Origin of the sequence: Pseudochelatococcus contaminans, assembly GCF_014195635.1 — a bacterium.
Taxonomy (GTDB): Bacteria; Pseudomonadota; Alphaproteobacteria; order Rhizobiales; family Beijerinckiaceae; genus Pseudochelatococcus; species Pseudochelatococcus contaminans.
The window spans coordinates 122,471-136,133 of sequence record NZ_JACICC010000003.1 but is presented as its reverse complement, the minus strand read 5'-3'; the positions used below and the strand labels follow the sequence as shown (position 1 = coordinate 136,133).

The window sequence follows — 13,663 nt, the reverse complement described above, 5'->3', positions numbered from 1 at the left end:
CGGCGAGCACCCGGCCATGAACTCCCGCGTTTCAAACCGCATGCTCGCCGCTTTCGCCACGCCGGGCGCGGCGCTGATCGGCCTGTTCTTTTTGCTGCCGGTCGGCGCCGTGCTATCAGGCGCATTTGCGGAAGACGGCGGCGCGTTCGCGCGCCTTGCGGCCGATCCAGTGTTCTGGAACGGCTTGCGCGGCACACTCATTCTGGGCACCGCCGCACCGCTGTTTTCCCTTGTGGTCGGTGTCGGTGTCGCGCTGGCGCTCGCCCGCTTCAAGCCCGGTCTGCGCACGGCGACACTGATCGCCATCTCCCTGCCGCTGACGTTCTCTGGTCTGATCGTCGCCTACGGGTTCATCCTGCTGCTGGGCCGGGCCGGTTTCGTCACGCTGCTGTTGGCGAAAGCGGGGTTCGATCCGTCAGTCGTCGGGGCGTTCATCTACTCGCCGCTGGGGCTCGGTCTTGCTTATTCGTATTATCTCATACCGCGCGTCGTGCTGATCGTTCTGCCGGCAATCGGCAATTTCGACCGCGCACAGCTCTCGGCGGCGCGGTCGCTTGGCGCGGGGCGATTTGGCGCCTTCATCGACGTGATGCTGCCGCAGATCATGCCCAGCCTCGTCGCTGCGTTCTGCCTGACGGCGGCGGTGGCCATCGGCGCGTATGGCACGGCGCTGGCGCTCGTGGGTACGCAGGTCAACATCCTGCCACTGGTTCTCTACAGCAAGATTTCCGAGACCGGCAGCGACTTTCCGGCCGCTGCCGCCGCATCGCTGGTGCTCGTGGCAATCTGCGTCGCGGTGATCGCCGTCGGCGAGGCGTTCGGCTCTCGCCGCCGCTCAGGCCGGTAGGCTCACGCGCACCAGTTCCCGCCAGAACCGCGCGCCATGTGGAATGATGGCATCGTTGAAATCGAAACGCGGCGAGTGAAGATTCGGATTCTCCCCTTCCCGCTTGCCGCCCAGCATGAAATACGCGCCGGGAACCTCGCGCAGGATGAAGGCGAAATCCTCGGACGCCGTGTTGAGATCGAACTCGGCAATCCGCAGCCCGACCTCAGGTCGCGCCGCCACCTGCCGCACCACAGCGACATTGGCATCATTGTTGACGGTGGCCGGATAGCCATCCTTATGCACCACGTCCGCCCGGCAGCCATAGCCCGCCGCCACTGAGGCCGCCAGCGTGTGCAGCCTCTCGCGCACCACCTCGCCCACCGCATCGCGGAACCAGCGCGTCGTGCCCCGCAGCACCACCGCCTCCGGAATGACGTTCCACGTATCGCCACCGTGGATCTGCGTCACCGAAACGACGCCCGCCTCGATGGGCGGCACGTTGCGGCTGGCGATGGTCTGCAACGCACCGACGACGGCACTGGCCGCGACGACCGGGTCCGCGCCCTGATGCGGCATCGCCCCATGCGCACCGCGTCCCGCCACCGTGATCTCGAAAGTGCCGGAAGCGGCCATCATCGGCCCCTCGCGCACGGCGCAAATCCCCACATCCATGCCCGGCCAGTTGTGCATGCCGTAAGCCGCATCCAGCGGAAACAGGCGCAGCAGGCCATCAGCAATCATTTCCCGCGCGCCGCCTTCATTTTCCTCGGCCGGCTGGAAGATGAGATGCACCGTGCCGTCAAACGGCGTGCGGGCGATCAGCCTTGCCGCCGCCAGCAGCGTGGCGGTGTGGCCATCATGGCCGCAGGCATGCATCTTGCCCGGTACGCGCGATTGATAGTCAACCCCGGTCGCTTCGAGAATGGGTAGCGCATCCATATCCGCGCGCAGGCCGATCGTGCGGCTGCCGGACCCCTTGCGCAGCGTGCCCACAACGCCGGTGCGCCCCAGGCCGGTATGGACCTCGTAGCCGAAACCGGCAAGTTCGCGGGCGACGAAGGCGGACGTTTCATGCTCCTCGAACGCCAGTTCGGGCCGGGCGTGCAGATGACGACGCCAGCGCACGGCCTCCTCGATTTCAGCCGGGGTGATGTCGTTGGCATAATCGTCGCCGTGGCTCGGCTTGTTCATGGCTGCTCCCTGTCTCCCGCTGGCGGACGTCTTGCGCGTCCTCATCATACGCCCGCAAATTATCACGAGCGTCCAAATTATCACGAGCGTCAATGTATCTCCATGCGCGGCAAAAACAAATCGACCCCGGTTGCCGCCGGGGTCGAAAAGCGCCTTGAGATGAGATCGTCGTGAACGGTCTTGCAGCCCGATCAGAACGATCCGACCAGAGAGCCAAGCGCAACCACGGCGACCAGCGCGATGAGACCGCCGACGATGGCCGCCATCACGATGTCCAGATAGCTGTCCTTATGCGTTGCGCCCACGACGGCCAGCAGCGTCACCACCGCGCCGTTGTGGGGCAAGCTGTCGAGCGTGCCCGCGCCGATCACGGCCACACGGTGCATCAGGCCGGGATCGATACCCGTTTCGGTCGCGATCTGCATGTAGGTCGGGCCGAGGGCATCGAGCGCGATGGTCAGACCGCCCGAGGCGGAGCCGGTCAGCGCGGCAAGGATGTTGGTGGACACAGCCAGCGACACCAGCGGGCCGCCTTCGATGCCCAGCACCCACTCCTTCACCATTTCAAAGGCCGGCAGCCCGGCCACCACCGCGCCGAAGCCGACAAGGCTGGCGACATTGAGGATGGGCAGCACGGAGGCATTCGCGCCCGAATCCAGCGTGACGCGGATATCCGGCAGGCGGGAGAAATTGGTCACCACCAGCACCAGAATGGCAACCAGCAGCGCCACGATAACCGACCAAACCCCGCCGACAGCCGATAGCGTCACGTTGCCGAACGCATCCGTGGTGAGATAGGAGGCATCGTAATTCGGCAACACCACGAACGACATCAGCAGGTTGACGATGACGACCACAACCAGCGGCAACGCCGCAACGGCAAACGGCGGAACCGTGCGCGCCATTCCGCCGCGGCCGATTTCCTCGGGGTCGAACTCACGCGCGGTGGTCGCCCGCTCGCGGATGGTCTCATCCTCGGCAGCGGATTCGGCGATTTCCTCGCCCCCGCCGACGAAAGCATAGCCCTCACCCGCCGCCCGCGCCTGCTTTTCGCGCAGCTTCAGCCACCACAGGCCGAACGCCAGCATGATGGCCGACGCCAGAATGCCAAGCCCCGGCGCCGCGAAAGCGTTGGTGCCGAAGAACGGCATGGGAATGGCGTTCTGGATGGCCGGAGTGCCGGGCATCGCCGTCATGGTGAAACTCGCCGCGCCCAGCATGATGGCGGCGGGCATCAGGCGGTGGGGAATGTTGGCCGCCTTGAACAGCGCATGCCCCATGGGAGCGAGCACGAAGAAGGCAACGAACAGGCTGACGCCACCATAAGTGACGAACGCGCCCGCCAGCACGATGGCGAGGATGGCCTGCCCGGTGCCGAGTTTCTTCGTCATGTAATCGGCGATGGCTTCGACGGAGCCGCTGGCCTCCATCAGCTTGCCGAACACCGCGCCCAACAGGAAGATGGGGAAGAACTGCGCCACGAAGTCCGCAGCGCTCGGCATGAACACCTGCGTCCAGTTGGCCAGCAGCGGCTGGCCGGCGAGCAGTGCGGCAAGGACGGCGCACAAAGGCGCCAGCAACAGAATGCTCCAGCCGCGATAGGCGAGCCAGATCAGTAGCCCAAGGGCTATCAGGATACCCAGAATGCTCATGGTACGATCCCTTGTCAGGCCTGCTCGAGGATGTTGTGGAGCAGTTCGTCGATGTCATACGTGGACCGCACGCCCAGATCTCCCCTGTGCTCGCGCAGGAAGGCCCTGGTCGTGACGTTGCCCTCTTCCCGCAGCAGCGTCAGAAACTCCCATTCCGCATTCATCTTCGACGATGCCCCCAGCTTGGTCAGCAGCGGCGTCGTGATGCGGTGGATGCGCATATCCGCCCATTCCTCAGCCCAGGTGACATGCTCAAGCTCGCCCTCCTCGCGGAGCAGGCGCGTGAACATGGCAATCGCCCGCAGCTCTTTCTTGAGGCTGGCGTTGAAAGCGATTTCGTTGAGGCGATTGAGGATGTCGCGCGCCGTCCTCGGCACACCGGGCCGCTCGATGGGGTTGATCTGGACGATGATGGTGTCGCGCGCGTCGCTCTCGCGGACGATGGGTGTCAGCAGCGGATTGCCGGAAAAGCCGCCGTCCCAGTAAGCGTCGCCGTCGATCTCCACCGCCTGATGCACCAGCGGCAGGCAGGCGGAAGCCAGCAGCACGTCAGCCGTCAGCTCGTGGTTGCGGAACACCCGCGGCAGGCCGGTGCGCACGTTCGTAGTGTTGATGAACACCTTGATCGGCGCTTGACGCAGCCTCTCGAAATCGATGCTTTCCTCAAGAATATCGCGTAGCGGATTGAGGTTCGACGGGTTGAGATCGTAGGGCGAGAACAGCCGGCTGGCCAGATCGTAGAAGACGTAGCCGGGCGAGTTATCCAGCGTCCAGTTACCCTGCAGCACATCGAGCGGCGCACGCTGCAACGGGCTGAACCGGGCTGCCTCGCTGACCTTGCGCCAGAAGTTTTCCATGGCAGCCTTGGCGCCCTCGCGGCCGTTCAGAACATAGCCATAAGCCAGCGCCGCCGCGTTCATCGCGCCCGCCGAGGTGCCGCTGATGCTCTCGATCTTCAGCGTCGGGTCGTCGAGAATGGTCTCGGCCACGCCCCAGGTGAACGCACCGTGCGAGCCTCCGCCCTGAAACGCAAGATCGACCCCCAACGGATCTTCCACAGTTCCCCGGACAATGTCAGATCCGATAGTTGTCATGCCTCATCCTTTCCCGACAAAAGCTCCGCGACCCAGCGGCTGGACTGATATTCGTCGCATAGCGTGACAATGGCGATCAACACCGGCACGCCGATGAAAGCGCCCGGAATTCCCCACAGAAAACTCCAGAAAAACACCGCGAACAGCACCATGAAGGGCGACACGGCAAGCGCGCTGCCCGCCACGCGCGGCTCCAGATAGCTGCCAATCAGAAACTGGATCAGGTTCATCCCCGCGAACACCAGCACCGCGCTCTGCCACGATTCGAACTGCACCACCGCGAACAGCGTCGGCAGCACGGTGGCGATCAGCGGCCCGATGAACGGGATGTAGTTCAGCGAGAAGCCGATCATGCCCCACGCGATGGCCGGCTCCAGCCCCGTGACCGCGGCGAACGCCCACAACACGAGGCCCGTCATCACGCTCATCAGCGTGCGCACGCCCATGTAACGGCGGAACTTCTCGGCGATCTCGCCGCAAGCGTTGCGCAGCCGGATGCCCCAGTCGCCGGATTTGGACAGCTTGCGCTCGATGATGTCGACTTCCAGCAGCCCCAGCAGCAGGAAGATGAAGGCGATCACGGCAAAGCCTGCGAGGTTGTTCGCCCACAGCACGAAGTTCTGGAATATCCGCACCAGCCAGTTGACGTTGAAACTGTCCGCCAGCAAGCCCGCCACGACGATGCCCTGATCCTCCAGCCATTGCGTCTTCTGGATATAAAGCTCCTGAAACCGCGCCGCGTTGGCGATGATCCACTGTCCCGCGCGGGTGAAGCCCCACACGGAGAGGCTGAGCACCGCGCCGATGACCACGATGGTAATCACCAGCGTTATGGCCAGAGCCAGCAATTGCGGCACGCGATCCTGCAACGCGCGCTGCAACGGCCACACGATGGCGATGGTGAAGAGCGCGAAGAAAATCGGCGCGATGATGGAACTTGCCACCGACAGCGCCGCGACCGCCAGAATGGTGGCGATCACGCCGATGAGAAAGGCGGTTCCGCGCCCGGCCGTCGCCTCGCTCATGCCACCGTCCCCTGCGTTGGAGAGTTATGCGCGGGAGGGTTCTGCTCAGGCGTGTTCTCAAGCCGCGAATCCGGCCCGAACCACGTCACGTAGAGCGCGGGCAGGAAGATCAGCGTTAGCAGCGAGGCCACGAACAGGCCGCCCATGATGGCGAAGGCCATCGGCCCCCAGAACACGGTCGGCGCGATCGGGATCATACCGAGCACGGTCGAAATCGCGGTCAGCAGGATCGGGCGAAAACGCAGCGAGCTGGCCTCCGTCACGGCCTCGCGCACGGTCTTGCCGGTCTTGCGCTCCGCCTCGATCTGGCCGATCAGGATCACCGCGTTCTTGATGATCATGCCCAGCAAGGCCAGGATGCCGAGGATCGCCACGAAGCCCAGCGGCCGGCCCGACAGCAGCAGCGCCGCCACGATGCCGATCAGCCCCAGCGGCGCCACCGACAGCACGATGAACAAGCGCTGGAAGCTTTGCAGCTCGAACATCAGCACCGTCAGCATGATCAACAGCATCAGCGGCACCACGGCCACCACCGAGGCCTGTGACGCGGCGCTTTCCTCCACCGTGCCGCCAACCTCGATGACATAACCCGGCGGCAACGTCGCCGATAGTTCGGCGATGCCTTCGGCCAGCGCGTTCACGGCCGTTTCCGGCAGCTCGCCCTGCACCATGTCCGCCTGCACCGTCAGCGTCGGCACGCGGTCGCGGCGCCACACCATCGGGAAGTGCTGGTCGTATTCGAAGGTCACGAACTGCGACAGCGGCACCGTGCGCCCGCCCGGAACGGCCACCTGCAACGAGCGCAGGGTGTCCGGCGTCATGCGTTCCTCATCGACGGCGCGCGCAACCACGTTGACGAGATAGATGTCGTCACGCACCTGCGACACGGTCGAGCCGGTGATCACGGTATTCAGGATCGCCGCAACGGACTGCGACGACAGCCCAAGCAGCCGCGCCTGATCCTGATCCACCCGCAGGCGGATCTCGCGCGCCGGTTCGATCCAGTCGAAGTTGACCTTCTCGACACCCGGATAGGTCGAGACGATACCCGACAGCTTCAGCGCGATCTCGCGCACCTCGGCGACATCCGGCCCGGTCACGCGGTACTGCACCGGCCAGCCGACGGGCGGGCCCAGTTCCAGCGGCGAGATACGCGCCACCACCTGCGGGAAGTGCTCTTCGAAGATGTCGTTGAGCTTCTTCCGCAGCCGCTCGCGGGCGGGCACGTCCTTTGCCACCACCACGGCCTCGGCCATGAAGCTGTTCGGCAACTGCACGTCGAGCGGCAGGTAAAAGCGGATCGCGCCCTGCCCGACATAGGTGCTCCAGCGTTCGATGTCCTCGTCGTCGGCAATCAGTTCCTCGAACGCCTTCACCACGTTCTCCGTGCCCTGAATCGACGCGGACTGCGGCAGGCGCATCGTCACCAGCAGCTCAGGACGATCCGATGACGGGAAGAACTGGCTCGGAATAAGCGGCAGCGCCAGCACGGACAGAACGAACAGGCCAAGCGTGACCGCGATCGTCACGTAGCGCCCCCGCAGCGCCAGCGCCAGGAAAGACTTGTAGGCGTTTTCCACGCGGCTGGGTTTAGGCTGTTTATCGGTTTTGGGCGGCTTGATGAGATAGATGCCGATCAGCGGCGTGAAGATCACCGCCACGAACCATGACACCACAAGCGCGATGGCCACCACCGCGAACAGCGAGAACGTGTATTCACCCGCCGAGCTGGCGGCGAAACCCACCGGCACGAAGCCGGCCATGGTGACCAGCGTGCCCGCCAGCATGGAGAAGGCATAGGTCTTGAAGGCGAAGGTCGCAGCCTTCTCCTTGCTGTCGCCCTTGCCCAATCGCGTTATCATAGCATCGGTTGTGGTCATGGCGTCGTCAACGAGCAGCGCCAGTGCGATGATCAGCGCGCCGAGCGAGATGCGCTGCATGTCGATGCCCACGATCAGCATCACCGCGAACACGATGGCGAGCGTCAGCGGGATGGCCAGCGCGATCACCAGACCGGGCCGCACGCCAAGGCTGATGAACGAGATGGCCATGATGATCGCCACCGCCTGCCACAGCGATTCCATGAACTCCGAAATCGCGCCTTCCACGGTCACAGCCTGATCGGCCACCAGTGTCGCCTCGATGCCGATGGGCAGCTCCGGAATGATCTCATTCTGCATCGTGCGGGTGATCGCATCACCCATGGCCAGAATGTCGCCGCCCTCGCGCATGGCGATGCCAAGGCCGATGGCCGGCTCGCCGTTGACGCGGAACAGCGGCTGCGGCGGATCGACGAAACCGCGCCGCACCGTGGCGATATCCGACAGCCGGACGATGCGCGGCCCCACCACGATGTTGACGCCGAGAATATCCTGCTCGTTCTCGAACGCGCCGGAGACACGCAGTGAAATGCGCTCGTCGCCCGTCTCGATGATACCGGCCGGCAGCACGGCGTTCTGTGCCTGAAGCGCGGCCAGCACGGCCTGCCGGTCAATGCCCAGACGCGCCATCTCCGCCATGGAGAATTCGAGGAAGATGACCTCGTCCTGCGCGCCGATGACCTCGATCTTCGACACGTCCGGCACGTTGAGCAGCCGCGAGCGCGCGGCTTCCACGTAATCGCGCAATTCGCGATGGGTGAAGCCGTCCGCCGTGAAGCCGTAGATGATGCCGAAGGTATCGCCGAACTCGTCGTTGAAGAACGGCCCGCGCACGCCCTGCGGCAGCGTGTGGGCCATGTCGCCGACGCTCTTGCGCACGTGATACCAGATATCCGGCACCTCGCTGGCAGGCGTCGCGCCTTCCAGATCGACGAAGATCGTCGTCACGCCGGCGCGGGTGAAGCTGCGCAGGTTGTCGAGGCGCGGCGTTTCCTGCAACGTGCGCTCAATCCGCTCCGTGACCTGCAGCAGCGTATCCTCGATGGTCGCGCCCGGCCATGCGGCGTTTACGACCATGGTCTTGATGACGAAGGTCGGGTCTTCGTTGCGGCCCAACTTCTGGAATGACAGGATGCCCGCAGCCACCGCCACGATCATGAAATAAATGACGAGAGAGCGGTGCGCCAGCGCCCACTCGGAAAGATTGAATCCGCCCTTTGCGGTGTCGCGGTCGCTCATGACGGCGCACCCGCGAAACGCACCTTCATGCCGGGATGCAGCACCTGCACACCCGCCGTGACGACGATCTCGCCCTCATTCAGGCCACTGGCGACGGCGATTGTCGAAGGATTGAAGCGCTGCACCTCGATGTTGCGCAGCTCCACTGTGGATGTGCCGGGATCGACCACCCACACCGCCGGCTGGCGGTTGAACTCGGTCAGCGCCGTGGCGGGCAGCTCGATGGCCGTCCCGGCGTCGAGCCGCAGCGTGCCGACCACCGTCGCGCCAAGGCGGAACGCGTCCGGCGGATTGTTCAGCCCGACTTTCGTCTGGAACGTGCGCGTCACCGGGTCAGCCTGCGGCGCAACCTCGCGCACACGCCCTTCGGCAGTGACATTCGGCGAGTCGCTCAGCGCCACGGTGATGAGGGGGTCGGAGGGCGCAACGCGGAAAACATTGGCCGGCACATCGAACACCGCGTCGCGACCGTTTTCACGCGCGATGCGGACGATCATCTGCCCCGCCTGCACCACCTCGCCCGGCTCCGCGCCGCGCACGGTGACGACACCATCGGCATCGGCGTGAATCTCGGTGTAATCGAGGTTGTCGCGGGCGATCTTGAGTTGCGCCTGCGCGTTATCGACCTGCGATTGCGCGGAGAGGAACGCCTGCTCGGCCGCATCGTAATTCGCCCGGGTGGTGAAGCCCCGGTCCAGCAGGTGCCGCTGGCGCTCGTAGGTGTTGCGGGTCTGCGTCAGCAAGGCGTTGGCGGCGGAAACGGCCGATTCCGCCGAGCGCAGATTGTTGCGCGCGTTCTGTGCATCCAGCCGCGCCAGTACCTGCCCCGCCGTTACCCGGTCGCCGACATTGACAAGGCGCTCAAGCATCCGCCCACCGACACGGAAAGCCGCGGCGGCTTCATCCGCAGCCTCGACATGCCCCGTAAGCGTCACGACATCGCCGGCCTCGCGGGTCTCGACCGTGACCGTGCGCACGGTGCGCGGCGGCTGTTCGGCGCTCTCCGTTTCCGAATTGCATGCTGCGAGCAGCGGCAGCGCCGCGACAACAAGGACGCGCATGGAAAGGGTCTGCATGGACCGGCGCAGTTGCGCGCCCCGCACGCGTCCGCACCGCCGGATTGTGAAATTGCTCGACACGACGCCCCCGCAGATGAAACTTCGATTGATCAGTGCCGACTTATGACCACAATTTCATGAAACCGACAACTCACAATATCCGATAAAATGACGACAGACAGGCGAAATACCAGAATTAACCATACATTCGTTATGTAATTTATTTACATCCCCAATTTGAATTACTTACAAATTGGGCTCTTTCAAACACATTGAGCAGCCTGCATACAAAACAGGCAAAGAAGCTCATAGTGGTAAAAGGCTTATGCCAAAAGAGTTTCGTGCAGAACCTGTTGCGCCAACCATCCTCCGGCAGCTCTTCTCATGAAACGTGCCTGATGCGCTCGCGCATGGAGGAAAGCCAGCCGACAATGCCCATCGGAAATGCCGCCACCAGCAGAACAATCAGCAGCCCGAGGATGAGTTTCGACATATCGGTGGTGCTGAGCAGCCACACGGACAGCGCCTTGTAGACCATCGCACCGACCAGCGGGCCGGAGATGGTTTCGACACCGCCGAGCAGAACCATCACCAATCCGTCGACGGACATGCCGACCCCCATGTTGGCCGGAAACACACTGCCCTTGAGATAGGCGAACAACGCCCCCGCCAGCCCGGCGAAGCCTCCCGCAATGACGAAGGCGAACCATTGCTGGCCGAAACGGCCAATGCCGATGCTCTCCGCCCGCTGCCGCGCATCACGTACAGCCCGCAGCGCATAGCCGAAAGGCGACAGCACGATGGTCCGCAGCGCGAACGCTCCGCCCAGGCAGAGCACCAGCGCCATCCAGTAGAAGCCACTGGCGGAAGCGGCAAATCCTTCGGGCCAGATGCCGATGATGCCGTTGTCGCCGCCGGTGACGGCAACCCACTGGAACGCGACCGCCCAGACGATCTGCGCGAAGGCCAGCGTCAGCATGGCGAAATAAACGCCGGACAGCCGCACGCAGAACCAGCCGAACACACATGCGGCCATGATGGCGACGACAGGCCCGGCGACGAGCGCCAGCGGCATCGACGCGCCGGCCAGCTTCACCGCGAGCGCTGCGCCGTAACCGCCAAGGCCGAAGAACACCGCATGCCCGAACGGCGCCAGCCCGCCAGCCGACATGAGCAGATGAATGCTGGCGGCAAACAGCATCATGATGAGGATTTCACTCGCCACCGTCAGGCCATAGTCGCCGACGAGGAACGGCAACCCGGCGGCGAGCAGCACCCCGAACGCCACCAGCGCCCGCTCCCGCCCGTCGAACGCCCGCCACGGCGCGCCGGACACCGCCATCGGCTGCGGCTGACTTTCCGGCGGCGAGCCGAACAGCCCGTGCGGGCGGGCCACCAGCACAAGCGCCATGACCAGAAACACGCTCACCATGGCGATGCCGGGAAACACCAGAATGCCGAAAGCGTTGAGCAGCGACACGATGGCCGCCGCGACAAATGCGCCCGGCACCGATCCCAGCCCACCAATGACCACCACGACGAACGCCTCGACGATGATGTGCATATCCATGAGATGGCTCACCGCATCGCGCGGCAATTGCAGCGCCCCGCCCAGACCGGCAAGGAAGGAGCCAAGCGCGAAGACGCCGGTGAACAGCCATTTCTGGTCCACCCCAAGCGCCGCCGTCATATCGCGATCCTGCGTCGCCGCCCGCACCAGCACACCAAAGCGCGTGCGGCGGAAAAGCAGATGCAGAAGCAGCAGCACAAGCGGGCCGAGCGCAATGAGAAAGAGATCGTAGGCGGGCACGAACTGCCCCAGGATTTCCACCGCCCCCGTCAATCCCGGCGCGCGGCGACCGACGAGATCCTCCGGGCCCCAGATGGCCACGACGAGATCCTGCACGATGAGGGTGACGCCGAATGTCGCCAGCAACTGGAACAGTTCCGGCGCACGCGCCAGCCGGCGCAGAAGGAGCAGTTCCACCAGCGCGCCGAGCACGCCGACGAGCAGCGCCGCCAGCAGCACACCGCCCCAGAAACCGAGCGGACCAGCCAAACGCTCAGTCAGCGTATAGGCCAGATAAGCGCCCACCATGTAGAACGAGCCATGGGCGAAGTTCACGACGCGGGTGACGCCGAAGATGATCGACAGCCCGGAAGCGACGAGGAACAGCGACGCCGCGCTGGCAAGGCCCGTGAGGGCCTGCACCAGAAGAAATTCCATCAGTCCGGCCGCCGCAGCTTTGCCGCGGTGGCTTCATCCGGCAGATAATCCGCGCCGCTGCGGTAGGTGAAGTCCACCATCACGCCGCGCCCGTCCTTTACGGTCGTGCGGCCCACGAACGCCCCCAGCGTTGACTGGTGATCGGCGGGGCGGAAGGTGATCAGGCCGAACGGCGTCTCCACTTCGACGCCGCGTCCAGCCTCGATCAGCTTCTCGGTATCGAGCGAACCGGCGCGTTCGATGATGGCGGCAATCGTGCGAATGGTCGCGTAGCCGACGACCGAGCCAAGGCGCGGATAATCATTGAAGCGCGCCTGATAGGCAGCAAGGAACTTGTCATGCTCCGGCGTATCGACGGACTGCCACGGATAGCCGGTGACGATCCATCCCTCCGGCGTCTCGTCCTTGAGCGGATCGAGATATTCCGGCTCGCCAGTGATGAAGCTCACCACCTGCCGGTCGCGGAACAGCCCGCGCGTGTTGCCCTCGCGCACCAGCTTGACCAGGTCGGGACCGAAGGTAACGTTGAGAATGGCGTCGGGCCTTGTCGCCAGCGTGGCCTGAGCCACCGCGCCGGCGTCGATCTTGCCCTGCGGCGGCCATTGTTCGCTGACCCATTCGATGTCCGGCCGCTTCTCCGACAGGATCTGCTTGAACACCTTCACCGCCGACTGGCCATATTCATAGTTGGGCGCGATGGTTGCCCAGCGTTTTGCCGGCAGTTTCGCCGCTTCTTCCGCCAGAATGGCCGCCTGCACCCAGTTCGAGGGCCGCAGGCGGAACGTGTAACGGCTGCCCTGTTCCCAGATCATGGCGTCGGTCAGCGGCTCCGCGGCGACAAACAGGATCTTTTTCTGGCGGGCGAAGTCCGACACCGCAAGGCCGATGTTGGAGAAGAACGTGCCGGTGAGCAGATCGACCTTCTCGCGCGAAACGAGTTCGTTCGCCGCCGTGATGGCATCGGCGGGCCTGCCGGCGTCGTCACGCGAGATCACGTCCAGCGGCCGCCCCAGCACGCCGCCGGCGGCATTGATCTCTTCCACCGCGAGTTGCCAGCCCTTGCGATAAGGCTCGGTAAAGGCCGGGATGCCGGAATAACTGTTGATCTCACCGATGCGGATCGGGTCCGCCGCGCGCGCGGGCACGCCCGCAAAGGTGGCGGCGAACACGGTGGCCGCGAGCCACGCACCAATGGACCGTCGGTCGATCGTCATCATGCCGCCCCCTCGCGCCACATCTTCGCAAAAAATCCTGCCGCTTCAATCGCCCCGGCACCGTGCAACAAATCCCTGAAACGCGCAAGCAAGAGCAGCGACGCCCGCCCGTGAAAAAGACGAAGACCACAAATTGCCCCGGTCTCCATCCAAATCGCCTCGACACCACTGTCAAGGTCTTGCGCTCCGTCAAGGGAGCGTGCAGTCTCCCACGGTATAGTGACGCTCCCGAAAGAACAAACAAGCCGGAGAAG

At 64.4% G+C, this 13,663-nt stretch carries 9 protein-coding genes; 1 reads left to right on the top strand and 8 read right to left on the bottom strand.

Annotation, left to right across the window (positions count from 1 at the left end):
- Positions 1 to 16 precede the first annotated feature (16 nt).
- Complete coding sequence (locus tag FHS81_RS07165; RefSeq protein WP_246374890.1) at positions 17 to 847, top strand: ABC transporter permease; 831 nt, start codon at positions 17 to 19, stop codon at positions 845 to 847.
- Here FHS81_RS07165 and FHS81_RS07160 read toward each other — a convergent pair.
- From FHS81_RS07160 to FHS81_RS07125, 8 genes are all read right to left on the bottom strand, one after another.
- The gene (locus tag FHS81_RS07160; RefSeq protein WP_183751426.1) at positions 836 to 2,020 is read right to left on the bottom strand and encodes a M20 aminoacylase family protein; all 1,185 of its coding nucleotides are present in this window, start codon (positions 2,018 to 2,020) and stop codon (positions 836 to 838) included. The two genes, FHS81_RS07165 and FHS81_RS07160, sit on opposite strands and share 12 nt — an antisense overlap.
- 191 nt (positions 2,021 to 2,211) lie before the next feature.
- Positions 2,212 to 3,672, bottom strand: a complete 1,461-nt coding sequence (locus FHS81_RS07155) for a GntP family permease (protein WP_183751424.1) — start codon at positions 3,670 to 3,672, stop codon at positions 2,212 to 2,214.
- 14 nt (positions 3,673 to 3,686) lie between these two features.
- The gene (locus FHS81_RS07150) at positions 3,687 to 4,766 is read right to left on the bottom strand and encodes a patatin-like phospholipase family protein (RefSeq protein WP_183751422.1); all 1,080 of its coding nucleotides are present in this window, start codon (positions 4,764 to 4,766) and stop codon (positions 3,687 to 3,689) included.
- Positions 4,763 to 5,791, bottom strand: a complete 1,029-nt coding sequence (locus tag FHS81_RS07145) for an AI-2E family transporter (RefSeq protein WP_183751419.1) — start codon at positions 5,789 to 5,791, stop codon at positions 4,763 to 4,765. The genes FHS81_RS07150 and FHS81_RS07145 overlap by 4 nt, the downstream gene beginning before the upstream one ends.
- Positions 5,788 to 8,910, bottom strand: coding sequence for an efflux RND transporter permease subunit (locus FHS81_RS07140; RefSeq protein ID WP_183751416.1), 3,123 nt, complete (start codon positions 8,908 to 8,910; stop codon positions 5,788 to 5,790). Before FHS81_RS07140 ends, FHS81_RS07145 begins: the two co-directional genes overlap by 4 nt.
- Positions 8,907 to 10,049: an efflux RND transporter periplasmic adaptor subunit gene (locus FHS81_RS07135; RefSeq protein ID WP_343052447.1), complete on the bottom strand. Its 1,143-nt coding sequence runs from the start codon at positions 10,047 to 10,049 to the stop codon at positions 8,907 to 8,909. The genes FHS81_RS07140 and FHS81_RS07135 overlap by 4 nt, the downstream gene beginning before the upstream one ends.
- A gap of 301 nt (positions 10,050 to 10,350) precedes the next feature.
- Positions 10,351 to 12,195, bottom strand: a complete 1,845-nt coding sequence (locus tag FHS81_RS07130; protein ID WP_183751414.1) for an ABC transporter permease — start codon at positions 12,193 to 12,195, stop codon at positions 10,351 to 10,353.
- On the bottom strand, positions 12,195 to 13,412 hold the full coding sequence (locus FHS81_RS07125) for an ABC transporter substrate-binding protein (RefSeq protein WP_428982439.1): 1,218 nt from the start codon (positions 13,410 to 13,412) through the stop codon (positions 12,195 to 12,197). Before FHS81_RS07125 ends, FHS81_RS07130 begins: the two co-directional genes overlap by 1 nt.
- Positions 13,413 to 13,663: the final 251 nt, after the last annotated feature.

Coding starts and splice junctions, on each gene's coding strand:
- FHS81_RS07165 (WP_246374890.1), top strand. CDS start 17: ATGAACTCCCGCGTTTCAAACCGCATGCTCGCCGCTTTCGCCACGCCG.
- FHS81_RS07160 (WP_183751426.1), bottom strand. CDS start 2,020: ATGAACAAGCCGAGCCACGGCGACGATTATGCCAACGACATCACCCCG.
- FHS81_RS07155 (WP_183751424.1), bottom strand. CDS start 3,672: ATGAGCATTCTGGGTATCCTGATAGCCCTTGGGCTACTGATCTGGCTC.
- FHS81_RS07150 (WP_183751422.1), bottom strand. CDS start 4,766: ATGACAACTATCGGATCTGACATTGTCCGGGGAACTGTGGAAGATCCG.
- FHS81_RS07145 (WP_183751419.1), bottom strand. CDS start 5,791: ATGAGCGAGGCGACGGCCGGGCGCGGAACCGCCTTTCTCATCGGCGTG.
- FHS81_RS07140 (WP_183751416.1), bottom strand. CDS start 8,910: ATGAGCGACCGCGACACCGCAAAGGGCGGATTCAATCTTTCCGAGTGG.
- FHS81_RS07130 (WP_183751414.1), bottom strand. CDS start 12,195: ATGGAATTTCTTCTGGTGCAGGCCCTCACGGGCCTTGCCAGCGCGGCG.
- FHS81_RS07125 (WP_428982439.1), bottom strand. CDS start 13,412: ATGATGACGATCGACCGACGGTCCATTGGTGCGTGGCTCGCGGCCACC.